Origin of the sequence: Glycomyces rhizosphaerae (assembly GCF_042647865.1) — a bacterium.
GTDB lineage: Bacteria > Actinomycetota > Actinomycetes > Mycobacteriales > Micromonosporaceae > Glycomyces > Glycomyces rhizosphaerae.
Genome location: NZ_JBHRWO010000010.1, coordinates 762,895 through 785,739 on the forward strand (window position 1 = coordinate 762,895; position 22,845 = coordinate 785,739).

Sequence of the window (22,845 nt, forward strand, 5' to 3'; positions counted from 1 at the left end):
ACCGGCGCCGAAGGCCGACTCGGCGGGGCGGTCGGCGAGGTCGCCTCGGCCGCGTCGGCCCGGGGCGGCGGCACCGGTCGATCCGGCCGAGGCCGATGCGGCGGAGCGTTCCGCAAGGGCGCCTTCGCCTCAAGGGCCGGGTGCGGGGCCGGACGCCGACCCGGCGTCGCCGAAGCGCTCCGCCCGACGGCGATCCTCGCGGCGGTCCGATCCGGCGACGCCGGCCGAACCGTCCGCGAAGTCGCTGCGGGCCGCCCGGATGGGCCTGGGCGACGTGCTCCGGGTCGGGGCCACCGGTCTGCGGACGCGGCCGCTGCGGGCCTGGTTGTCCGCCTTGGGGATCGCCATCGGCATCGCTGCGATGATCGCGGTCGTCGGCATCTCCTCGTCGAGCCGGGCCGAGCTCGACCGCCAGCTCGCCGCGCTCGGCACGAACCTGCTCACGGTCTCGCCGGGCACATCGATGATGAGCGGCGAGGTCGGGGTGCTGCCGTACGAGGCGGTGCCGATGATCGCCCGGATCGGGCCGGTCACCCAGGTCGCGGCGACCGGGCAGGTGCCGGACGTGAACGTCTACCGCTCCGACCGGATCCCCGAGGGGCAGAGCGGCGGCATGACCGTCCAGGCCGCCGAACTCGCCATGCTCGACACCGTGGGCGCCGAACTGGCAGACGGGATGTGGCTCAACGAGGCCACGTCGCAGTACCCGGCGGTGGTGCTCGGTTCGAGCGCCGCCGAGCAACTGGGCATCACCGGCGCCGGAGTCGACGTCTACATGGGAGGTCAATGGTTCACCGTCGTCGGCGTGCTCGAACCCGTGGCGCTGGCGCCCGAACTCGATCTCACCGCCCTCATCGGCTGGGGGGCCGCCGAGGCCTACCTCGGTTTCGACGGGCATGCGACCACTGTCTACACCCGTGCCGAGGACGCGTACGTCCTGGACGTGGCGGGCGTGCTCGCGGCGACGGCCGATCCCTCTGCGCCCGATGAGATGTCGGTGTCGCGGCCCTCGGATGCGCTCGAGGCGCAGCAGGCCGTCGACAGCGCGTTCACCGGGATGCTCCTGGGGCTCGGCGCGGTCGCGCTGCTCGTCGGCGGGGTCGGGGTCGCGAACACGATGGTGATCTCGGTCCTGGAGCGGCGCAGTGAGATCGGGCTGCGGCGCTCGCTCGGGGCGACGCGGGGCCAGGTGCGCACGCAGTTCCTCGCCGAGTCGCTGCTGCTGAGCGCCCTCGGGGGCCTGGGCGGGGTGCTCATCGGGACGGCGGTGACCGTGGGGTACGCGTCCTCGCAGGGCTGGCCCGCGGTGGTGCCGTACTGGGCGAGCGTCGGGGGTGTGGGCGCCACGCTGTTCATCGGCGCGGTCGCCGGCCTCTACCCGGCGATCCGGGCCTCGCGGCTTTCGCCTACCGAAGCCCTTGCGACCCAGTGAAACCGGCGGTGCCCGGCTCGTTCGAGCCGGGCACCGCCGCCGTCATGCGGCCGCCTGTACCGGGCGGCGCGCTCCTAGATGTACCGGTCGAGGACCGGCGTCAGCAGACCCGCGATCTTCGCGTGGCCCGCGTCGTGCGGGTGCACGTTGTCGCTCGTGTCGGTGGCCGGGTCGACCCAGCCGACGGTGTTGACATAGTGGACCTTCGCGTCCCCGGCGTTGTTGCGGTTCGCCACGGCGTTCTGGACCTCCTGCAGCAGCCGCTCCCGGAAGACCCCCATCGCGAGGATCTCCGCGTTCGGGTACGACTGGCGGACCCGCTGCAGCAGCAGGATGTAGTCGGCCTGGAACTGCGCCGCGGTCACCTTGTTGTTGGTGCCCAGGTTGATCACGACGAGGTCGGTCTCGTAGGTGTTGAACTCCCACATGTCGTTGGCGTCCTGGTTGGTGGTGCGCAGGAACCAGTCGACCATGCCTCGGCAGTCGGTGGTCGAGACGCACGCGCCGCCTTCGGCGACCTGCATGTGGGACGCGCCGAGGGCCTCGGCCGAGTTCCACGCGTAAGTCGAGAAGGGACGGTTCGCGTTCGGCTGGCCGACGGTGATGGAGTCGCCGATGAACTCGATGTGCTTGTCAGGACGCACGGTCGAGCTGGTCGCGCCGCCGGAGGCGAGGATGAACCCGCCGAAGGACGGGTCCCCGGTGTAGGAGCCCGCCCGCTCGCGGAAGCCGATGCGGATCGTGTGCGTGCCGCTCAGGCCGCTCCGGACGGTCACGTTGCCCGAGACCGCGCGCATCCACGTCTCCGCGCCGCCGTCGATCGAGTACCACATGTCGATGGTGTTGCGGAGCTTCACGCCGATCGAGGCGCCGCTGAAGGCGGTCTCGACGTAGCCGCCGGCCCAGCCCATCTGGTACCAGGTGGGGTCGTCCTTGTCCCAGCGCCCGTAGAACTGGACGTTCCCGTCGCTGAGGGAGCCGTTCCCGGCCGCGCCGGTCGAGCCGACCGGCACGAGCTTCCAGTGCTGCGATTCGAGGTTGTTGCGGTCGTACTGGGAGATGCGGCTGCCCGCGGTGGTCGCCCACTCCCAGTTGTCGAGGGCCTTGCCCGAGTTGCGGTTCACCAGTTCGACGCTGCCGTCGGACTGGGTGTTGACCTGCCACTGCTGGTTGGTGCCGTTGTTGTCGGTCCACTGGACGATGTCGGCGCCGTTGGCGGTGGACTTGGCGTAGACGTCGAGTACCTGATTCGAGTGCCGGGCTTGGATCCGGTAGTAGCCGCCTCCCGAGTCGACGAAGCGGAACTGCTGGTTCTCGGCGGTGCCCTGGTTGGCCAGGACCGCGGCCGTGCCGGTGGCGGTGCCGCTGTTCTGGATGCTGACGGCGAGCCCGGAATGGTCGTTGACGATCCGGTACCAGGTGTTGGTCTCCACGGCGGCGGCCGGGGAGGCGGAGAAGACGGTGAGGCCCGCGGCGGCGCAGACGGCGACCGCGGCGGCGGCGAGCCACCGCGTGAGTCTGCGGCGGGGAGGAGCGGGAGTGCGCAAGGGGAACTCCTTCAATCTATTGAAACGTTTAAATGCGTTGGTACGATTTGAGGATACCGCTTACACGTGAGCGAGGCCACCCCTCCGAACGCCCGAAATCGCCGAGTTCGCGACACCGACCGACACCAAGCACGCCGAGATGTGTCGCCCGCACCGAGACCGGCGGTCGCGCCGTCGAACGTCGGACCCACGCCGTACCCTGGCAAGGACGGAAGAGCCCCGGCCAGCTGGAGGATGACGTGGCACTCGCGCTGTACCGCAAATACCGGCCGCAGACCTTCGCCGAGGTCGTCGGCCAAGAGCACGTCACCGAACCGCTCATCAACGCCATCCGCGCCGGGCGCCTCAACCACGCCTACCTGTTCTCCGGGCCGCGCGGCTGCGGCAAGACCTCCTCGGCGCGCATCCTCGCCCGCTCGCTCAACTGCGCCCAGGGCCCCACCGCCGAACCGTGCGGCGAATGCCGCTCCTGCAAGGCCCTCGCCGCCGACGGACACGGCTCGGTCGACGTCATCGAGATCGACGCGGCCAGCCACGGCGGCGTCGACGACGCCCGCGAGCTGCGCGAACGCGCCGTCTTCGCGCCCGTCGACTCCCGGTACAAGATCTACATCATCGACGAAGCCCACATGGTCACCGCCGCAGGCTTCAACGCCCTGCTCAAACTCGTCGAAGAACCCCCGGACTACGTCCTCTTCATCTTCGCGACCACCGAACCGGACAAGGTCCTGCCGACCATCCGCTCGCGCACCCACCACTACCCGTTCCGCCTCATCCCCCCGCCCGCGATGCGCGAACTCTGCCGCAAACTCTGCGACGAAGAAGGCGCGGTCGTCGCCGACGACGTGCTCCCCCTGGTCGTACGAGCCGGCGGCGGCTCCGCCCGCGACACCCTCTCCGTCCTCGACCAGCTCATCGCCGGCGCCGGCCCGGAAGGCGTCACCTACGAGCGCGCCGCCGCGCTCCTCGGCGTCACCGACGCGGGCCTCCTCGACGAGATGTGCGAGGCCTTCGCCGCCGCCGACGGCGCCGCCGTGATGGAAGTGGTCGAACGCGTCGTCGAAGGCGGCCACGACCCCAGGCGCTTCGCCGGCGACCTCCTCGAACGCCTCCGCGACCTCATCGTCCTCACCCAGGTGCCCGACGCCGGCTCGGCCGGACTCGTCGACGCCCCCGCCGACCAGCTCGCCAAGATGACCAGCCAGGCCACCCGCATGGGCACGTCCACGCTGATGCGCATGGGCGAGGTCGTCGCCGCCGGACTCGCCGGAATGCGGGGCGCGACCGCACCGCGCCTGCTGCTGGAACTCGCGTGCGTGCGCGCGATCCTCCCCGGCTCCGACGAGTCGATGGCCGGGCTCATGCAGCGCCTGGAGACCCTCGAACAGCGCGCGGCCGGCGCCGCGTTCGCCGTACCGGCTCGCGAAGCCGCGGCGGGCGGCCAAGCCGGCGCCACCGGAGCGGCGGCGGCACGAGCCGCGCTGGCCAAGGCCACCGCGCCCGCCGAAGCCGCCCCGACTCCCGCGCCGGCCGCACCCGTGGTCGCACCTGCCGTTGAGGCCACCGCGCCGTCCGAACCGGCGGCCGTGCCGCCTTGGGAAGACGAAGCCCCGCAAGCGAACCCGCCGCAACCCGCGGCCACGCCGGAACCGGTCGCGGCGCCCGCCGACGACTGGTCCGACGCCGAGCCCGTCCCGGCGGCCGAACCGGCTGCGCCGACGTACGCCCCCGCCGCCGACGGCGGCGGGATGACCGCCGCGTCGATCCGGCGCCAGTGGGACCGGATCATGATGGCCGTCAAGGACAAGAAGCGCACCACCGCAGCGCTGCTGCAGGACGCGACGATCGCCGACGCCACCGACAACGAAGTGGTGCTGGCGTTCAAGCACTCTTTCCACGCTGAGAACCTGCAGAAGGAGCCCGCGTACGGGATCGTCGTGGGGGTCTTCAACGAGGTGCTCGGCGGGAACTGGAAGATCCGGTGCGAGGTAGGGGAGGCGGGGAGCCTCCCAAAAGCGGGGACGGGACCGGCGCCTAGCCCGGCGCCGAGCCGCTCCGCGCCCGCGCCGTCCAAGAGCGTCCCGGCCAGGCAGGCCACCGCACCCGCTGCCGAGGTCTTCGACGAGCCCCCGGCGGAGGAGTACGGCGAGCCGAGCCCTGACGACCCGGTGGCCCCGGGCGGCTTCGGCACGAGCGAGGAGCAGGCCGTGAAGCTCCTGACGACCGCGTTCGGCGCCAAGCAGATCGCCTGAACCGTAAGCCCGCCACCTGCGCAGACACAGAGTTATCCACAGGCGCGAAACTCTTGTTGCCGCTCGACTACCCCACGTGTTGTAGTAGATAGCAAAAAACGCCGTCCGGCACCGGCGGGATGGCGGCGACACAAGGGGATTCGCGAACGTCGCCATACCGAGGCCGCGCGCGGGAAGCCACCCGCGCGCGGCCCCCGCCAGGTGCCTCCCTCCGCGGAGATCGCGCGGGGCGGCCGGGCGCACCAGCCCGACCGCCCCGCCACCACAGCCCACACCGGCCAGGCGGCTAGGCTGGCGGGACACCAAGAAACCCGGAGCCGACCGGCGAGGAGTGAGCGAGATGTTCCCAGGCGGAGACATGCAGAAGCTGCTGCAGCAGGCGCAGCAGATGCAGGCCGACATGATGCAGGCCCAGGCCGAACTGGCCGAGTCCGAGGTCACCGCTTCCGCGGGCGGCGGGCTCGTCAGCGCCACGGTCACCGGCGACGGTGAGCTCAAGGGCGTCAAGATCGACCCGAAGGCCGTCGACCCCGAAGACGTCGAGACCCTCGAAGACCTCATCCTCGCCGCCGTCCAGGCGGCCACCGAGGACGCCAAGCGCCTCGCCGCCGACAAGATGGGCCCGCTCGGCGACGCCCTCGGCGGCATGACCGGCGGCCTCGGCCTCCCCGGCATGTAGCCCGGTAACGCCAGGGCCGCAACGACAACCGGGCGAATCGCGCGTTCGGGACCACCTGAGACGGCCCGCTGCGCAGCCACCGCTTGCACACCGACCACTTTCGAGCCGCAGGAAAAGAGAAATCCTTGTACGACGGGGCATTGGGCGACCTCATCGAGGAGCTGGGGCAGCTTCCGGGCATCGGGCCGAAGAGCGCCCAGCGGCTCGCCTTCCACCTGCTCGCCTCCGAGAGCGCGGACGTCGAGCGCCTCACCTCCGCGCTCGAGCGCGTCAAGGCGCAGGTCCGGTTCTGCGAGACCTGCGGCAACGTCACCGAGGCCGAGCAGTGCGCCATCTGCCGCGACCCCCGTCGCTCCGAGACGCTCATCTGCGTCGTCGAGGAGCCCAAGGACGTCCTCGCCGTCGAGCGGACCGGCGAGTTCCGCGGCTGCTACCACGTGCTCGGCGGTGCGATCAACCCGCTGGAGGGCATCGGCCCCGACGACCTGCGGATCCGCCAGCTCATGATTCGCCTCCAAAAGGGAGAGACGAAGGAGCTGATCCTCGCCACCGACCCGAACACCGAGGGCGAGGCCACTGCCACATATCTGGCGATGCTGGTGAAGCCCATGGGGTTCAAGGTGACCCGCCTGGCCAGCGGCCTGCCCGTCGGCGGCGACCTCGAGTACGCCGACGAGGTGACCCTCGGGCGCGCCTTCTCCGGCCGCCGCGACGTCGACTGAGTCGGCCTTCCTCAGAACGCCCACCGTCCCCGGCCTTCAGAAGGCCGCCACCATCATGCGGCGCCATGTTCACGGTAAGTGCCGTGATTGTGGCGAATGTGCAAACTGTAACGACTAGCGCGCGATAGCGCGCGAACCTTCGTTCGTAACGGCGGTGAAACGACCCGACCCTAGTCTCGGACTTCCGAAAGCCCGATGACTGGTTGGTGATCACTTGCAGTACGCCTCCCCGCCCCCTGCGACCTGGCGCGCCACCGCTCTTGCCGCCGCGGCCGTCCTCGGCTTGTCAGCGCTCGCCGCCTGCGGATCCGACGGCGGGACCGCCGAGGGCGCCCAGACCGCCGAGGACTTCGACTTCTCCTGCCCCGAGCGCACCGACGGCGAACCGGCCGCCGACGCGACCGCGAATGAGGAGACCCCGTTCGTGTTCGGCACCCCCGGCGATCCCTCCACGATGGACCCGGTGTTCGCCCGCGACGGCGAGACCTTCCGCGTCACCCACCAGATCTACGAGACCCTCCTCGACACCGACTGCACCACCCCCTCGCCCGGCCTGGCCGAGTCCTGGGAGCAGAACGAGGAGGGCACCGCCTGGACCTTCCATCTGCGCGAAGGCGTCGTCTTCCATGACGGCGAGGCCCTCGACGGCGCGGCGGTCTGCGCGAACTTCGACCGGTGGGCGAACTTCAAGGGCGGCTTCCAATCGCCGAACTTCACCTACTACTACTCGAACGCGTTCGGCGGCTTCGCCGAGAACGACCCGGAGAGCGGGATCGAGACCGAGTCGATCTACGAGGGCTGCGCCGCCGACGGCCTCGACGCGACCATCAGCCTCAGCAAGTACACCTCCAGCTTCCCCGGCGCGTTCACGCAGCGGGCGCTGGCCATCATCAGTCCCAAGTCGATCGAGGCGGTCGCGGACGTCGCCATCGCGTCCGCCGACGACCCCCTCCCCGCTTACACGCAGGAGGTCGGCGCGCTCGCCGGCACCGGCCCGTTCACCCTCACCGAATGGGACCACTCCGAGGGCTCGGTCACCTTGGCGCGCAACGAGGCCTACTGGGGCGAGAAGGCCGGGGTCAAGACCCTGATCTTCAGCACGATCCCCGACGAGACCGCCCGCCGCCAAGCCCTGGAGGCGGGCGACATCCACGGCTACGACCTCGCCGCGCCCGCCGACGTCCAGCCGCTGCTCGACGCCGGTTACCAGGTGCCCGTCCGCGGCGTGTTCAACGTGCTGTACATGGCGTTCCAGCAGGAGTACGAACCGCTGCAGGACCACGCGGTCCGCGAGGCGCTCGCCCACGCGGTCGACCGCCAGCGCATCGTCGACTCGATCCTGCCGCCCGGCGGCGGCGTCGCCACGCAGTTCATCCCGCCGAGTCTCGACGGCTGGTCTGAGGACGTGGCGACCTACGACTACGACACGGAGAAGGCCAAGGAGCTGCTGGCCGAGGCCGGCCAGGAGGACTTGACGCTCGAGTTCTGCTATCCGACCGATGTGTCGCGTCCGTACATGCCCGCCCCGAAGGACATCTTCGACATGATCACGTCCGATCTGGAGGCTGCAGGGGTCACGGTGGAGGCCCGGCCGATCACGTGGGTCGACTACCTCACGAGCACCCGCGCGGGGGAGTGCCCGGCGTACATCATCGGCTGGACGGGCGACTACGCCGATCCGTACAACTTCCTCGGGAACTGGTTCGCCCGTGAGAGTTCCGAGTGGGGCTTCAGCGATGCGGAGATGTTCGAGGCTGTGGCCGCGGCGAACTCCGAACCGGACGCGGCGAAGCGCGTCGAACTGTGGAAGGCCGCCAACGAGTTGATCATGGCGGAGCTCCCGGGTCTGCCGATCTCGAACTCGCCGCCGTCGATCGCTTTCGCGCCCAACGTGTATCCGCCTGACGTCTCGCCGATGACCGCGGAGGACTTCGCGCAGGTGTACTTCACCGGGTCGTAGCGTGCCCGCCGGGTCGTCCGCCCAGGCGGCCCGGCGGTTTTGCATTCGACGCGATCGCGCTGTGGCGCAACGTTTCAGCGGTGGGGGACGGTTCCGACACTTCGGTAACGATAGCCGTCAATAACATCACGGTTCGATAACGCACAACGGTGGCGTAGCTCACGGCACCATACTCTGTAGAAACCTCCGAATACCCAACGACCGACGGGTGAACAACCTATGCGCACGTCACCAACCCCAATCAGGCGCGCCCTCGCCGCAGCGGCCGGCGCCGCCATGGCCTTGGGCCTGTTCACTGCCTGCGGCTCCGACGGCGATGGCGGCGGCGACGCCGACACCGCCGAGGACTTCGACTTCTCGTGTCCCGAACGCACCGACGGCACCCCCGAGGCCGACGCGGCGCTCAACGAGTCGCAGCCCTTCGTCTTCGGCACGCCCGGCGACCCCACCAGCCTCGACCCGATCCTCGCCTCCGACGGTGAGACCTTCCGTGTCAACCGCCAGGTCTTCGACACGCTCCTCGACGCCGACTGCACCGACACCGTCCCCGGTCTCGCCGAGTCCTACGAGCAGAACGAAGAAGGTACGGAGTGGACGTTCCACCTGCGTGAGGGCGTGACCTTCCACGACGGCGCCGTCCTCGACGGCGCCGCGGTGTGCAAGAACTTCGAGCGCTGGGCGAACTTCAAGGGCGGCTTCCAGTCCCCGAACTTCACGTACTACTACTCGTCGGTGTTCGGCGGCTTCGCCGAGAACGACCCGGCGATGGGTGTTGAGACCGAGTCGATCTACAAGGGCTGCACCGCAGACGGTCTTGACGCGACCATCAGCTTGAGCAAGTACACCTCGAGCTTCCCGGGCGCGTTCACCCTCGAATCGCTCTCGATCATCAGCCCGCAGTCGATCGACGCGGTCGCCGACGTGGCGCTCCCCGCGGCCGACTCGCCGCTGCCGGAGTACACCCAGACCGTCGGCACCCTCGCCGGCACCGGGCCCTACAAGCTCGAGAACTGGGACCACAGCTCGCAAGAGGTCGTCCTGACGCGCAACGACGACTACTTCGGCGAGCCCGCCAAGGTCAAGACGGTCATCTTCAAGACCATCTCGGACGAGACCGCCCGCCGCCAGGCCCTCGAGGCCGGCGACATCCACGGCTACGACCTCGCCGCCCCCGCCGACGCGCAGGGGCTCACCGAGGCGGGCTTCCAGGTCCCCGTCCGCGGCGTCTTCAACCTGCTGTACCTCGCCTACACGCAAGGCCATGCCCCCCTTGAGGACCACGCGGTCCGCGAGGCGCTATCCTACGCGATCGACCGCCAGCGCATCGTGAACAACGTGCTCCCCGCCGGCGGCATGGAGGCGACGCAGTTCATCCCGCCGAGTCTGGAGGGCTACTCGGAGGACGTCAAGACCTACGAGTACGACGCCGAGAAGGCCAAGCAGATGCTCGCCGACGCGGGCGCGGAGGACCTGACCCTCACGTTCTGCTACCCGACCGACGTGACCCGGCCGTACATGCCGGCGCCGAAGGACATCTTCGACATGATCTCCTCCGACCTCGAGGCCGCGGGCGTCACCGTCGAGGCCAAGCCGATCACGTGGGTCGACTACATCCCGACCACCCGCAGCGGCGAATGCCCGCTGTACCTGCTGGGCTGGACCGGCGACTTCGCCGACCCGTACAACTTCCTCGGCACCTGGTTCGCCGCTCCCTCGACCGAGTGGGGCTTCGACAACCAGGAGGTCTTCGACTCGATCGCCGCGGCCAACACCGAACCGGACGAGGCCAAGCGCGTCGAGCTGTGGAAGACCGCGAACGAGACCGTGATGGAGGAGCTGCCGGGTCTGCCGATCTCGTCCTCGCCGCCGTCGATCGCGTTCGCGGCGAACGTGTACCCGCCTGACGTCTCCCCGCTCACGCGGGAGGACTTCTCGCAGGTCTACTTCACCACCGCCTCCTAACAGGAACGTCTGACAGCGAAACATGCTGCGTTACACCGTTAAGCGCCTCCTGCAGTTGTCCGTGGCGCTCTTGGGACTCTCGCTGCTGCTGTTCGCGTGGTTCAAAGCCCTTCCGGGCGGACCCGAGAACCGGCTGCTTCCCGAGAACGCCACGGACCAGCAGCGGGAGGCGCTGCGGGCCTCCCTGGGTCTGGACGAGCCCGTCTGGACCCAGTACGGCGAGTTCCTCGGCCGGATCGTCCGCCTCGACTTCGGATCCTCGTTGTCGAGCGGGCGTCCCATCGCCACCGAGCTCGCCGACCGACTGCCCGCCACCATCGAACTCTCCATGGCCGCCATGCTCATCGCCGTGGGCCTGGGCATCCCGCTCGGGTACCTGGCGGCGAAGCGCCGCGGCACCTGGATCGACTTCAGCACGGTCTCCGGCTCGCTGCTGGGCACCTGCATCCCGATCTTCTTCCTCGCCGCGATGCTGAAAGTCGTGTTCGCCCAAGAGCTCGGCTGGCTGCCGACCACCTTCCGGCTCACCGCCGGGTCCCAGTTCACGGAGGTGACGGGCCTGCGCGTGTTCGACGGGCTCATCACCGGCGAGCTCGACATCGCCTGGGACGCGGTCCTGCACCTCGTCCTGCCGGCGATCGCGCTCTCCTCGATCCCGCTCGCGGTCATCGTCCGCATCACGCGGGCGAGCGTGCTCGACGTGGTGGGCGAGGATTACGTGCGCACCGCTGACGCGAAGGGCCTCAAGCCCTCCACGATCCGCGGCCGCCACGTGATGCGCAACGCGATGCTGCCGATCGCCACGATCATCGGCCTCCTGCTCGGGAGCCTGTTCGCCGGCGCGGTGCTGACCGAGAGCGTGTTCGCGTTCGGCGGGATCGGCTCCTTCGTCTACCAGGCGACGACCGAGCGGGACTATCCGGCGCTCATGGGCTTCATCCTCGTCATCGCCGTGTTCTATGTGGTCATCAATCTGCTCGTGGACCTGTCGTACGGCCTGCTCGACCCGAGAGTGCGGGTGCGCAAATGACCATCGCGAAAATCGAGAAGCTCGACCGGCTCGTCGCGGCCACCACGTCCGCGCGGGACGCGCAGACCGGTTCCCTGTGGCGCCAGTCGATCCGGCGGATGCGCCGTTCGCCGATGGCGATCATCGGCGCGGTCATCGTGGGCCTGTTCGTGGTCGTCGCGGTCATCGGCCCCTGGGTCGCGCCGCACGACCCGACGGCGCAGACCTGGGGCCGCGAGGTGTTCCTGAACCAGAACATCTTCCCCGGGCCGCGCCCGGAGAACTGGTTCGGCCTGGACCACCTGGGCCGGGACATGTTCTCCCGCATGATCGTCGGGGCCCGCCAGACGCTGCTGGTCGGTGTCGTGGCCACGTTCATCGGGTTCATCGCGGGGGCGTTCATCGGCGGCGTCGCGGCCGCGGCGGGCACCTTCGGGGGCCGCTGGGGCGAACGCCTCGAAGCGGTCATCATGCGTTCGGTCGACGTGGCGCTGGCGATCCCGATGCTGCTGCTGGCGTTGAGCGTCGCGGCCCTGCTGGGTCCGTCGCTGCGCACGGTGATGATCGCGGTCGGGGTCGCGCAGATCCCGATCTTCGCGCGGCTGCTGCGCGGTTCGATGCTGGCGCAGGCCCATTCGGACTACGTGCTCGCGGCGATCGCGATCGGCGTCCCCAAGGGACGGATCGTGGTCTCGCACATCCTGCCGAACTCGCTGGGCCCGGTCATCGTCCAGGCGACCCTGGTCCTGGCGACGGCGATCATCGAGGCCGCCGCGCTCTCGTACCTGGGCCTGGGCAATCCCGACCCGGGCAGCGCCGAATGGGGGACCATGCTCGCCGACGCGCAGCGGTTCCTTTCGGGCGCACCGCAACTGGCCATCTATCCGGCCGTCGGCATCATCGTCACGGCGCTCGGCTTCACCCTCCTGGGCGAGGCCATGCGCGAATCGCTCGACCCGAGGCTGAGGAGGCAGGAGTAGTGGCACTGCTCGAAGTGGAAGACCTGCGGGTCGCCTTCGGCGCGTCCACCGCGGTCGACGGCGTCTCCTTCTCGGTGGACGAGGGCAAAGTGGTCGGGCTCGTGGGCGAGTCCGGCTGCGGCAAGTCGGTGACGAGCCTGGCGATCATGGGGCTGCTGCCGAAGCGGCGCAACGGCAAAGCCGCCGCCGCCACGGCGAGCCGGCCGGTGACCGTGGAGGCGGCCGACGGCGCCGGTGCCGCACCGAGCGGTCCGCCGCCTGCGGCGACGGCCGCCGCACCCGTCCTCAGGCGCCGCGGCAGCGGCGCCGACGTCTCGGGCCGGGCGGCGTTCGACGGCACCGACCTCCTTTCGCTCGCGCCCGCCGCGATGCGTCGCCGCCGCGGCAAGGACCTCGCGATGGTGTTCCAGGACCCGCTGTCGAGCCTCAACCCGGTCGTCCCGATCGGCAGGCAGATCACCGAGGTCCTCGAACGCCACCGGGGCCTCAAGGGCGACAAGGCGTCGAAGGAGGCCGCGCACCTGCTCGACCGCGTCGGCATCCCCGACCCGGCCCGGCGCCTCAAGGAGTACCCGCATCAGCTTTCGGGCGGCATGCGGCAGCGCGTGCTCATCGCTATCGCGGTCGCTTGCGCCCCAAGGCTCCTGATCGCGGACGAGCCGACCACGGCGCTGGACGTCACGATCCAGGCGCAGATCCTCGAGCTCCTCAAGGACCTCGTGGAGACCGAGGGCACGGCGCTCTTGATGATCACGCACGACCTCGGCGTCGTGGCCGGGATCTGCGACGAGGTGAACGTGCTCTACTCGGGCCGCGTGGTCGAGTCCGCGCCGGTGCGCGAACTGTTCGCCGCACCGACGCACCCGTACACCGTGGGCCTGCTCGGTTCCATTCCGCGCCTTGACCTGCCGATCCACGAACCGCTCACGCCGATCCGCGGCTCGATCGCGGACGTCATCCGCTGGCACGACGGCTGCGCGTTCGCACCCCGCTGCGACCGCGTCGCCGCTCCTTGCGTCGACGGGGAACCCCCGCTGGTCGGGGCCGTGCACGCCCACCGCTGCGTCATGGCCGAGGAGGTCGCATGAGCACGTCGCAACCGGAGCCGCGAGTCCCCTCGCAGCGCACTGAGGAACCGGACTTGTCAACCACCGCAACGGCTTCCACCGCGCCGCTCCTGGAAGTCGAGGACCTCAAGGTCCACTTCCCGATCCGGCGCGGCCTGGTCGTCGAACGCGTCGTCGGCCACGTCCAGGCGGTCGACGGCGTCGGCCTGAGCATCGACTCGGGCGACACGTACGGCCTCGTCGGCGAGTCCGGTTGCGGCAAGACGACGTTCGGCCGCGCCGTGCTCCGCCTCGAAGAACCCACCGCCGGCCGCGTGCGGCTCGGCGGCGACGAGGTGACGGCCATGAAGGGCGAGAAGCTGCGCCGCTTCAGGTCCAAGATGCAGATGGTCTTCCAGGACCCGCTCGGCTCGCTCAACCCGCGGCACAATGTGGACATGCTCCTCTCGGAGCCGCTCAAGGTCCACGGCGTCGGCTCGAAGGCCGAGCGCCGCAAGCTCGCCGTCGAGACCCTCGACGCGGTAGGCCTGCCCAAGTCGGTCCTGGAGCGCTACCCGCACGAGTTCTCGGGCGGCCAACGCCAGCGCCTCGGCATCGCCCGGGCGCTCATGCTGCGGCCCGACCTGATCGTGTGCGACGAGCCGGTGAGCGCCCTGGACGTGTCGATCCAGGCGCAGGTGATGAACCTGCTCGATGAACTCCAGGACGAGTTCGGCCTCACCTACCTCGTGATCGCCCACGACCTCGCGGTGGTCCGCCACCTCTCCGAGCGCGTCGGCGTCATGTACCTCGGCAAGCTGGTCGAAGAGGCCGACTCGGAGACCATCTACGAGAACCCGCGGCACCCGTACACGAAGGCCCTGCTCTCAGCTGTGCCCCAACCGGACCCGGAGGTCGAGGCCAACCGTGAACGCATCATCCTGAAGGGCGACCTGCCGAGCCCGGCAAACCCGCCCTCAGGCTGCCGCTTCCGCACCCGATGCCCCTGGGCCGAGGACATCTGCGCCGAAGTCGAACCCGAATGGAGAGAAGCGGCCAGCGGCCACAAAGTCGCCTGCCACTTCGACCTCTAACAAGAAACGAAAGGCGCGGACGGCACATGCCGTCCGCGCCTTGACCGTAACGCCGACCGAAAGCTACTCCGGGCCTTGAGCCGGGATACCCAGCCTTCCGCGATACGGATGCCGGAGGTTCCAGGTCCGCTCCCATTGGAGCAGATCTGCCTTCCACTCGGGAAGATCAGGTCGGAACTGCCTTCGAACATTGGAGCGTTCCGGTTGTCCCGACAGGAAACTCCAGAAATCCTCCAGTGCCTGCCGGGCCTCGGCAAGAGGGTACTCGGCTCGGCGACGACTTCCGCGAAGCGACTGAACTGTCACGCCATTTGGGCTGAACTGGACATCGTAGCCGTCACTGGACCACTCCTCGAACGGTGGCCGTCCCGATTGAACGTCATCGATCATGGCGAGGGCATCGAGGAGGACGCGAAAACTCGGGCCGATATCAGTGGCAATCCATCCCGCCAGGACTTCTTGTCCGGGCGCCTTGTCTTCGGTCACTGGACCAAAGAAGTCGTCCATGCGAAATCGCATTACAATCGTGCCCTTCGGGATTATTGGACCTTATACGGGAATCCGTGCGTATAGCCGTGCGGCGCGGCGCTGTCATAGTATCCCATGATCTTGATACCGTCTGATTCTCCGATCCAGGCATCAGGATCATCCGGGTGCGGGCTGCTCTTCCTAAAAGCGGATGCAATGCTCCGGTCGACTTGATCCGGGGTCCAGTCATCAGGGAAGAATGTCGCAACGCCGTTCTCTCCGGCCTTAGGCTTCCATTGTCCGGGAGGAGGCGGCATCGTGCTGTCGAAGAACTCAGATTCTGCCTGGTAGACGCCGTTATCGCCGACATCTTTTCGAGTGTCGGGCTTGATCCGGCGGTCAGGCATATCGTTGCCCCCTGGCCGATAGTGGTAGCCAGTTCCGCTGTTCCTGCCAGGTCTGGTGTGGCCCTTGAACACATGCTCGAGGCCGTGATCGTCCATCTTGCGCTGCAACCGACGAGCGGGCCGCTGCTTCTGGGCCTTCTTCAAGAAGTCGAGTGCCGCTCCGATGAGTTTGCCACCGCTCTTCCTTCCCATGCTTGCCCCTTAAGCTTCGAGGAGTTTGAAGACGGCCTCTTGGATGAGGTTGCTGACCACCGTGCGGGCGAGCTGCTGGAAGATCGGGACCTGCAAGAGCGAGGCACCGAAGGTCACCGCTGCTTGGGCGATGGCGATGGCGATCTGTACCGCCAGGATCACGAGCTGCACGATCACCATGATCTTCAGGCATAGGACGATGACTGCGCAGATGATGAGGCCGACGCCGGCGATCATCGCGCCGATCGAGCCCGTGTCGAGGATCTTCGCGGGGCCGTCTTCGCTCTCCCACCAGGTCTGAAAGGCGTCGATGTCCTTGCCGATCTGGTCGGTCCAGGCCTGCGCGGCGTTGCCGCCCGCTTCGCCGGCGATCTCCGACAGCTCGTTGCCGAAGTCCATCCAGGCCTGGCCGAAGTCCATCAGGTTGTCCTCGTTCGACTGCGGCCAGTCGAAACCGAGAATTCCCAGCAGGCTCGCCAGCTCCGAAGGAAGCATGATCGCCATCAGGAACCGCCCCCCAATTCGCTGCTGAGCTGGGTGAAGATCTGCGCGATCTCGTCGTCGGCGGCCAGGTGCTGGGCGGCGAAATCGCGGACGTCGAATCCGGCGTCGGCCATCGACTGCGCCGCCTCCAGGAAGCACTCCTTGGCCCACTCGAACACCTCGGTGTGCGCCTGCTCGATCAGGCCGCCGATCTCATCGCTGCCGCAGGCCTCGGACACTCCTTCGATGCTGGAGGAGAAGCGGTCCACGGCGGCGAAGAACTTCTCAGCGGTCCCTTCGATGCTCTGCCCGGCCTGGTCGAGGCCGTCCGGGTCGATCTGCAGGTTCCCCATCACTCGACTCCCTTGGCTTCGGCCGCGGCCCGGACGATCTTCGCCTGCGAGTCGGCCAGACTCGACATGAACGAGCTCAGCCGCTGCACCGATTGCTGCTGCATCTCCTCGACCTTCTCCGAAAGCCCGGCCAAGTCGATGGCCCCGGGCATCCCGGCCTGCTCGCGGGCGGCGTCGAGTGCGGCGTTGACGCCGTTCGTGATCTCCTCGCTCAAGACCTCGACGCCGAGCCGGGCCGAGCGCGGATCGACGAGTCTCACGGTGACCTTGCCCGCCAAGGAGGCGGAGACCCGGATCATGCCCTCGGCCACTTCGACCTCGACCGTCTGGTTGCCGGCCTCCTCTTGCGCGCGTTGGCCGTCCTGCGCGACCTGGAGCGCTTTGGCGAGTGCGTCGGTGATGCCGGATGCGTTGGGTTCAGCGCTCATTGAGGCTCCTCAAGGGTGCGATGGCTCGAGATGACGCTACGGAACCGCTCGAATTTAACAAATCGACGCCAATTCGGGGGTCCGCGATTCGTTCACAGGGTTGTCAACAAGCAGTGCAACGCGATGGCGTAGCGACTGCAGTCGGCACCACCGGATCGTGAGCGCTGGTGTCGTTCCGTCACAATGGATCCGTGGAAACCTTCACCGCCCCTTCAAAGATGAGCCGGGACATGCGCCGCAACGGCGTGACGATCTGCGCGCTGTTCGGCTTCGGCTGGTTCGTCGGCGGCGCCGGCGTGCTCGGCGACGGAGCCGGCTATTGGATCGGACTCGCGGTGGCCGCCGCCGTGAGTGTCGCGCTCATCGTCTTGGTGCCCAGGATCGAATCCGGTCGTGAACGCCCCCGCGAACTGCCGAAGGACTGGCAGCGGCGCTACGGCATCTGGATCGGATTCGAGGTCGTGCTCATAACCGCGGCCGTGTTCCTGTTGCGGGCTTTGGATCTCGCCGACTTCCTGCCGGGCACGATCGCGGTGATCGTCGGCGCGCACTTCATCCCGCTGGCGCCCGCGTTCGACGAGCCCAAGTACCGGTGGACCGGGTACGCCATGATCGCCGCGGGTCTCGCGGGCGTCGCCGCCGGAACCGGCGGGGTCGTGCTCGCGGGCGCAGTGGCCGGGTTCGGTAGCGCGGCAACGCTGTGGGCGACCGGTGCGGCGGTGCTCAAACGAGGCTGACGTCCCGATCAGTCGCGGCAGGTGAGGCGTGCCGTGTCGGGGCTCAGGAATGGAGTCGGTCGGCTTTCACCTTGCCGCCCTGCATGATCAGGTTCAGGTTGCGTTCAGGGTCGGTCAGGACGTTGAGGTCCGCCAGCGGATCGCCGTCCACCACGAGCAAGTCGGCGAGCGCGCCCGGGACGATCCGGCCGAGCCGCCCTTCCTCGCCGAGGAGCCTCGCGGCGGTCACGGTCGCTGAGCGGATCACGTCGGCGGCGGGCAGTACGGCACCGCGGATCGTCAACTCCTCCAACTGGTGCCGGCGCATCCCGCCGAGCAGGTCCGAGCCGTAGCAGAGGTTCACCCCGGCCTTGTGGGCCGATTCCAGGGCCCGCAGCCCGGCTTCGAGGACGACGGTGTTCTTCGCGAGGCTGCCCGAGGGCAGCCCGTGCGCGGCGCCCTCGACGGCCATGCGCTGGTAGGTCACCAAGGTGGGCACCAGGAACGCGTCGTGCTCCAGGAACAGCTCGAGGCTCGTCTCGTCGAGCAGGTTGCCGTGCTCGATCGACCGCACGCCCGCCGCGAGGCCCCGGTTGATGGCCCGCGCGGTGTAGGCGTGTCCGGCGACGTACCGGTTGGCGGCCTCGGCCTCCTCGACGATGGCGCGGATCTCCTCGATCGAGAACTGCGTCGAGTCGACCCGGTCGGTCGGCGAGGCCACCCCGCCCGAGAGCATGATCTTGACGTGGAACGCGCCGGTGCGCAGCTGTTCGCGTGCGGCCCTGCGGACCTCGTCGACGCCGTCGCAGACCGTGCTCAGGTCGGGGCAGCACTGGTGTTCCTCGCGCACACTTCGGCCGCGCGGGCGTCCGTCACCGTGCCCGCCGGTCTGCGAGAGCGCCTTGCCGCCGAAGTACAGGCGGGGACCCTCGACGACCCCTTCGGCGACCGCCTCGTACAGCCCGAAGTCCGCGCCGCCGGGGTCGCGCACCGTGGTGAAGCCGCGATGCAGCATCTCCCGCATCTCCTTGGCGGCCTTCAAAGCGACGTACGCGGGCGACTCGTCGGCCAGGCCTGCGAGATTCGCGCTGTGGGCGTTGACGTGCGCGTGGCAGTCGATGAGCCCGGGCATGAGGGTCTTCCCGGCGAGGTCGATCACCCGGGCGCCTTCGGGCGCTGCGAGATCGGCACCGACGGCGGCGATCGCCTCTCCGCGCACCAGCACGCGCTGGCCCCGGACCAGCACGCCCGCAACGGGATCGAGCACGGCGGCCCGGTCGAACAGCACGGTCTCGGTCATCGGCCTCTCCCAACACTTCGCGGGCTCCGCGCGCTTGCCGCACGGCTAGCGCCGGGTACCAATATGCCGGACCACCCGGTACCGTCGGACGCGGGTCCGGGCCGGCGGGCGATGAGTTCCCGCGCCCCGTCCACATCGGTGACACCTGCGGCGCATGAGAGAGCGAGCGACGTGACCTATCCCGAACCGAGGTACTTCGGCGACGACGGCGAGATGAGCGCCTATTTCCGGCCCGCGTCGGCCCTGCCCGACCTGACCTACCCGGACCGCGTCTCCGTCGGCTACCTCGCGACCGGTGCGACCACGAACGGCCAGTTCGGTCTCTACCAGTGGAACACGAGCGGGGCCCGCTCCGGTCCCGAGCCGCACTTCCACCGCACCATCTCGGAGTCCTTCTACATCCTCTCGGGGACCATCGCGATCTACAACGGCGCCAAGTGGGTCGACCACGAGCCCGGCGACTTCGTGCACGTCCCCGAAGGCGGGATCCACGGCTTCCGCAACGAGTCCGGCGAGCCCGCCTCGATGCTGCTGATGTTCCACCCCGGCGCGCCGCGCGAGGAGTACTTCGAGGGCCTGCTGACGGTGGGGGAGCTGTCCGAGGAGGAGCGCAGGGCCTTCTTCGCCCGCCACGACAACTTCTGGATCGAGGAGTAGCGCCCTACGGGATGAGCACCGCGTACTCGCGCAGATGCCGCTCGAACGCGGGGGAGACGTCGACTTCGAGGATCACCTCGTCAAGGCTCTGGAACGGGCCCAGGCGGTCCACGCGCTCGCGGACCTGGCGAGCGGTCGACTCGTTGAAGCCCGGCAGGTCCCGCAGCACTTCCACCGGCGCGTGGTTGACATCGATCAGTCCGCCGTCGTCGAGGTTCCGCGGCTGGTCGGGGCGTCCGACGCCGCTGCGCTTCGCCAGCGACGGGTCCCCTTCGGCGAGCCGCCTGGCGTCCTCGCGCAGCCGCGAGGACCGGTCGAGCGCCGGTGCGACCCAGTCCGGCCCCGCCTCGCGAGGGGCAGACTTCGGCGCCTTCGGAGCCGCCGTGGCCTCCCTTGGGGCCCAGACATATCGGCGGATCGCGAACAGGTGGACGGAGGCGCCGAACGTACCGGTCAGCAGCGACAGGAACGCGGACCAGAGGGCCCACTCCGGTGTCTCGCCGACGTCGAACGGGAGCATGAACGCGAAGATCCCGACCAACGCGGCGGTGTAGACGACCGCAGGCACCACGGTCTTCGGCGAAGGGCGCCGCCCGGCGGCGACGCCGAACGCCAGCGGCGCGCCCGCCCCGGGGACCAGTATCGGCAGCAGCGCCCATGGGATCGTGGCCGCGCCGGGTCCGGTCGGTGTGGCCGGTCGCGAGTGCGGCCGGACTGCGGGGGCGGGAGGAGTCGAGGGCATTCACCGATCGTAACGACCTCATGCACGACCGGCGCCGGACACGACGAAGGCCGGACGGCGGTGCCAACGTGCAGCTCGCAAGCTGTGTTGGGACTGCTGTCCGGCCCTCGTCTCGCTATGCGTCCCTTAGAGGTTCTCGATGACCTCGCGCATGAGGCGCGCGGTCTCGCTCGGGGTCTTGCCGACCTTGACGCCGGCGGCCTCGAGGGCCTCCTTCTTCGACTCGGCGGTGCCGGCCGAACCGGAGATGATGGCGCCCGCGTGGCCCATCGTCTTGCCCTCGGGGGCGGTGAAGCCCGCGATGTAGCCGACGACCGGCTTCGTCACGTGGTTCTTGATGTACTCGGCCGCGCGCTCTTCAGCGTCGCCGCCGATCTCGCCGATCATGACGATCGCCTTGGTCTCGGGGTCCTCTTCGAACGCCTTGAGGCAGTCGATGTGGGTGGTCCCGATGACCGGGTCGCCGCCGATGCCGACGGAGGTCGAGAAGCCGAGGTCCCGCAGCTCGTACATGAGCTGGTAGGTCAGCGTGCCCGACTTGGAGACGAGGCCGATGGGCCCCGTGCCGGTGATGTCGGCCGGGGTGATGCCCGCGTTCGACTTGCCGGGGCTGGCGATGCCGGGGCAGTTCGGGCCCACGATGCGGGTCTTGTTGCCCTTGGACTCGGCGTAGTTCCAGAAGGTCACGGAGTCGTGCACCGGGATGCCCTCGGTGATGACGATCGCGAGACCGATCTCGGCGTCGACGGCCTCGATCACGGCGGACTTGCAGAACGCCGGGGGAACGAACACGACGGAGGTGTTCGCGCCGGTCTCGGCCATGGCCTCGGCCACGGAGGCGAACACCGGCAGGCTCACGCCGTCGACGTCGACCTTGGTGCCGGCCTTGCGCGGGTTGACGCCGCCCACGACCTCGGTGCCGGCCTTGAGCATGCGGCGGGTGTGCTTCATGCCCTCGGAGCCGGTCATGCCCTGGACGATGACCTTGCTGTTCTCGTTGAGGAAGATCGCCATTGGACTAGGCCCCCTTGTTCGCGAGCTCGGCGGCCTTGTCGGCCGCGGCGTCCATGGTCTCGACCACGGTGATGAGCGGGTGGTTCGCGTCGGCGAGGATCTTGCGACCGGCCTCGGCGTTGTTGCCGTCGATGCGGGCGACGAGCGGCTTCGTGACGTCCTCGCCGCGGTCGGCGAGGGTCTTGAGGGCGCCGAGGATGCCGTTGGCGACCTCGTCGCAAGCGGTGATGCCACCGAAGATGTTCACGAACACGCTCTTGACCTGCGGGTCCGAAAGGACCACTTCGAGGCCGTTCGCCATCACGGCGGCGGAGGCGCCGCCGCCGATGTCGAGGAAGTTCGCGGGCTTGACGTTGCCGTGGTTCTCACCGGCGTACGACACGACGTCGAGCGTCGACATGACGAGTCCGGCGCCGTTGCCGATGATGCCGACGGAACCGTCGAGCTTCACGTAGTTCAGGCCGGAGTCCTTGGCGCGCTGCTCGAGCGGGTCCACGGACGACTTGTCCTCGAACTCGGCGTTCTCGGGGTGGCGGAAGTCCGCGTTCTCGTCGAGGGTGACCTTCGCGTCGAGCGCGAGGACCTTGCCCTCGGGCGTGCGCACGAGCGGGTTGACCTCGACGAGCGTGGCGTCTTCGGTCACGAACGCGTCCCACAGCTTGACGAACACGTCGACGAGCTGGGTGCGCAGGTCCTCGGGGAACCCGGCGCGGGTGACGATGTCGTTCGCGATGTCCGCGTTGACGCCGACGCCGGCGTCGATCGGGAGTTTCACGACCTTCTCGGGCGCGGTGTGCGCGACCTCTTCGATCTCCATGCCGCCCGCGGTCGAGGCGATGCACAGGAACGTGCGGTTCGCCCGGTCGAGCAGGTAGGAGAAGTAGTACTCCTCGTCGATGTCGGCGGTCACGGTGAGCATGACCTTCTCGACGGTGTGGCCCTTGATGTCCATGCCGAGGATGTTCGTGGCGTGGGTCTTGACCTCGTCGACGTTGTCGGCGAGCTTGACGCCGCCCGCCTTGCCTCGGCCGCCGACCTTCACCTGCGCTTTGACGACCACCCGGTCACCGAGGCGCTCAGCGAGGGCCACGGCCTCCTGCGTGGTGGTGGCGACGCCGCCGTCCAACACCGGCACGTTGTGCCGGGCGAACAGTGCGCGGCCCTGGTATTCGTACAGATCCACTGTAGAGTCCGCTCCGCTAGCTAGTCTGCTTTGACCGGGCGGCCTGTCCCTCCCGCGGCGAGCGGAGAGGGCGTACAGGTACCCGTTATCGCAGGGTAACCCTTAGCGGACGGGCGAAGCTTCCGGTGGGCGACCGGTGTGACGCGATCGCGGATCGCACGAAGAGCGCGGCGGATCGTGAGGCTGGTGGGGGCAGAGAGGCGGGGACCGGACGCACCC

Annotated in this window: 22 protein-coding genes; 12 read left to right on the top strand and 10 right to left on the bottom strand. The window is 69.0% G+C overall.

Annotated features, from left to right (window positions below; all coding sequences use genetic code 11):
• Positions 1–259: 259 nt before the first annotated feature.
• Positions 260–1,432: an ABC transporter permease gene (locus tag ACFO8M_RS13310; protein WP_387976392.1), complete on the top strand. Its 1,173-nt coding sequence runs from the start codon at positions 260–262 to the stop codon at positions 1,430–1,432.
• Between the two features lie 74 nt (positions 1,433–1,506).
• Here the strand turns inward: ACFO8M_RS13310 and ACFO8M_RS13315 are convergent, their stop codons facing one another.
• A complete protein-coding gene (locus ACFO8M_RS13315; RefSeq protein WP_387975839.1) occupies positions 1,507–2,979 on the bottom strand; it encodes an RICIN domain-containing protein in 1,473 nt (490 codons plus the stop codon).
• A gap of 239 nt (positions 2,980–3,218) precedes the next feature.
• On the opposite strand from ACFO8M_RS13315, the gene ACFO8M_RS13320 reads away from it, so the two are divergent.
• The 9 genes from ACFO8M_RS13320 to ACFO8M_RS13360 all read left to right on the top strand — a co-directional run bounded on the left by ACFO8M_RS13320 (position 3,219) and on the right by ACFO8M_RS13360 (position 14,683).
• The gene (locus ACFO8M_RS13320; RefSeq protein ID WP_387975841.1) at positions 3,219–5,231 is read left to right on the top strand and encodes a DNA polymerase III subunit gamma and tau; all 2,013 of its coding nucleotides are present in this window, start codon (positions 3,219–3,221) and stop codon (positions 5,229–5,231) included.
• Between the two features lie 340 nt (positions 5,232–5,571).
• Positions 5,572–5,910: a YbaB/EbfC family nucleoid-associated protein gene (locus ACFO8M_RS13325; RefSeq protein ID WP_387975844.1), complete on the top strand. Its 339-nt coding sequence runs from the start codon at positions 5,572–5,574 to the stop codon at positions 5,908–5,910.
• Positions 5,911–6,035: 125 nt separating this feature from the next.
• Complete coding sequence (gene recR, locus ACFO8M_RS13330; RefSeq protein WP_387975847.1) at positions 6,036–6,632, top strand: recombination mediator RecR; 597 nt, start codon at positions 6,036–6,038, stop codon at positions 6,630–6,632.
• Positions 6,633–6,846: 214 nt separating this feature from the next.
• Complete coding sequence (locus ACFO8M_RS13335) at positions 6,847–8,592, top strand: ABC transporter substrate-binding protein (protein WP_387975850.1); 1,746 nt, start codon at positions 6,847–6,849, stop codon at positions 8,590–8,592.
• Positions 8,593–8,811: 219 nt separating this feature from the next.
• Entirely contained in the window at positions 8,812–10,554 is a 1,743-nt protein-coding gene (locus ACFO8M_RS13340) for an ABC transporter substrate-binding protein (RefSeq protein ID WP_387975852.1), read from the top strand.
• A gap of 22 nt (positions 10,555–10,576) precedes the next feature.
• A complete protein-coding gene (locus ACFO8M_RS13345) occupies positions 10,577–11,584 on the top strand; it encodes an ABC transporter permease (RefSeq protein ID WP_387975855.1) in 1,008 nt (335 codons plus the stop codon).
• On the top strand, positions 11,581–12,543 hold the full coding sequence (locus ACFO8M_RS13350; RefSeq protein ID WP_387975858.1) for an ABC transporter permease: 963 nt from the start codon (positions 11,581–11,583) through the stop codon (positions 12,541–12,543). The genes ACFO8M_RS13345 and ACFO8M_RS13350 overlap by 4 nt, the downstream gene beginning before the upstream one ends.
• Positions 12,543–13,631 (top strand): ABC transporter ATP-binding protein, encoded by a 1,089-nt coding sequence (locus ACFO8M_RS13355; protein WP_387975861.1) that lies wholly within the window; start codon positions 12,543–12,545, stop codon positions 13,629–13,631. Before ACFO8M_RS13350 ends, ACFO8M_RS13355 begins: the two co-directional genes overlap by 1 nt.
• Positions 13,632–13,684: 53 nt before the next feature.
• Positions 13,685–14,683: an ABC transporter ATP-binding protein gene (locus tag ACFO8M_RS13360; RefSeq protein ID WP_387975864.1), complete on the top strand. Its 999-nt coding sequence runs from the start codon at positions 13,685–13,687 to the stop codon at positions 14,681–14,683.
• 63 nt (positions 14,684–14,746) lie between these two features.
• Here the strand turns inward: ACFO8M_RS13360 and ACFO8M_RS13365 are convergent, their stop codons facing one another.
• The 5 genes from ACFO8M_RS13365 to ACFO8M_RS13385 are packed head-to-tail and all read right to left on the bottom strand — an operon-like array spanning position 14,747 to position 17,014.
• Positions 14,747–15,190 (bottom strand): hypothetical protein, encoded by a 444-nt coding sequence (locus ACFO8M_RS13365; RefSeq protein WP_387975867.1) that lies wholly within the window; start codon positions 15,188–15,190, stop codon positions 14,747–14,749.
• A 32-nt stretch (positions 15,191–15,222) separates the two neighbouring features.
• Positions 15,223–15,750 carry an EndoU domain-containing protein gene (locus ACFO8M_RS13370; protein ID WP_387975870.1) on the bottom strand — a complete coding sequence of 176 codons (528 nt, stop codon included), beginning with the start codon at positions 15,748–15,750 and terminating at the stop codon, positions 15,223–15,225.
• A 9-nt stretch (positions 15,751–15,759) separates the two neighbouring features.
• Complete coding sequence (locus ACFO8M_RS13375; RefSeq protein WP_387975873.1) at positions 15,760–16,254, bottom strand: WXG100-like domain-containing protein; 495 nt, start codon at positions 16,252–16,254, stop codon at positions 15,760–15,762.
• Positions 16,254–16,586, bottom strand: coding sequence for a hypothetical protein (locus ACFO8M_RS13380; RefSeq protein ID WP_387975876.1), 333 nt, complete (start codon positions 16,584–16,586; stop codon positions 16,254–16,256). The genes ACFO8M_RS13375 and ACFO8M_RS13380 overlap by 1 nt, the downstream gene beginning before the upstream one ends.
• Complete coding sequence (locus ACFO8M_RS13385) at positions 16,586–17,014, bottom strand: YbaB/EbfC family nucleoid-associated protein (protein ID WP_387975878.1); 429 nt, start codon at positions 17,012–17,014, stop codon at positions 16,586–16,588. The genes ACFO8M_RS13380 and ACFO8M_RS13385 overlap by 1 nt, the downstream gene beginning before the upstream one ends.
• A gap of 191 nt (positions 17,015–17,205) precedes the next feature.
• Here ACFO8M_RS13385 and ACFO8M_RS13390 point away from each other — a divergent pair, with 191 nt between their 5' ends.
• A complete protein-coding gene (locus ACFO8M_RS13390; RefSeq protein WP_387975881.1) occupies positions 17,206–17,751 on the top strand; it encodes a hypothetical protein in 546 nt (181 codons plus the stop codon).
• A 43-nt stretch (positions 17,752–17,794) separates the two neighbouring features.
• Here ACFO8M_RS13390 and ACFO8M_RS13395 read toward each other — a convergent pair whose 3' ends face one another.
• Positions 17,795–19,030, bottom strand: coding sequence for a metal-dependent hydrolase family protein (locus ACFO8M_RS13395; protein ID WP_387975884.1), 1,236 nt, complete (start codon positions 19,028–19,030; stop codon positions 17,795–17,797).
• A gap of 171 nt (positions 19,031–19,201) precedes the next feature.
• Here ACFO8M_RS13395 and ACFO8M_RS13400 point away from each other — a divergent pair, with 171 nt between their 5' ends.
• The gene (locus ACFO8M_RS13400) at positions 19,202–19,687 is read left to right on the top strand and encodes a cupin domain-containing protein (RefSeq protein ID WP_387975887.1); all 486 of its coding nucleotides are present in this window, start codon (positions 19,202–19,204) and stop codon (positions 19,685–19,687) included.
• Positions 19,688–19,691: 4 nt separating this feature from the next.
• Here ACFO8M_RS13400 and ACFO8M_RS13405 read toward each other — a convergent pair whose 3' ends face one another.
• From ACFO8M_RS13405 to sucC, 3 genes are all read right to left on the bottom strand, one after another.
• The gene (locus ACFO8M_RS13405) at positions 19,692–20,429 is read right to left on the bottom strand and encodes a hypothetical protein (protein WP_387975890.1); all 738 of its coding nucleotides are present in this window, start codon (positions 20,427–20,429) and stop codon (positions 19,692–19,694) included.
• Between the two features lie 126 nt (positions 20,430–20,555).
• The gene (gene sucD / locus ACFO8M_RS13410; protein WP_387975893.1) at positions 20,556–21,443 is read right to left on the bottom strand and encodes a succinate--CoA ligase subunit alpha; all 888 of its coding nucleotides are present in this window, start codon (positions 21,441–21,443) and stop codon (positions 20,556–20,558) included.
• Positions 21,444–21,447: 4 nt separating this feature from the next.
• On the bottom strand, positions 21,448–22,626 hold the full coding sequence (gene sucC, locus ACFO8M_RS13415) for an ADP-forming succinate--CoA ligase subunit beta (protein WP_387975896.1): 1,179 nt from the start codon (positions 22,624–22,626) through the stop codon (positions 21,448–21,450).
• Positions 22,627–22,845 lie beyond the last annotated feature (219 nt).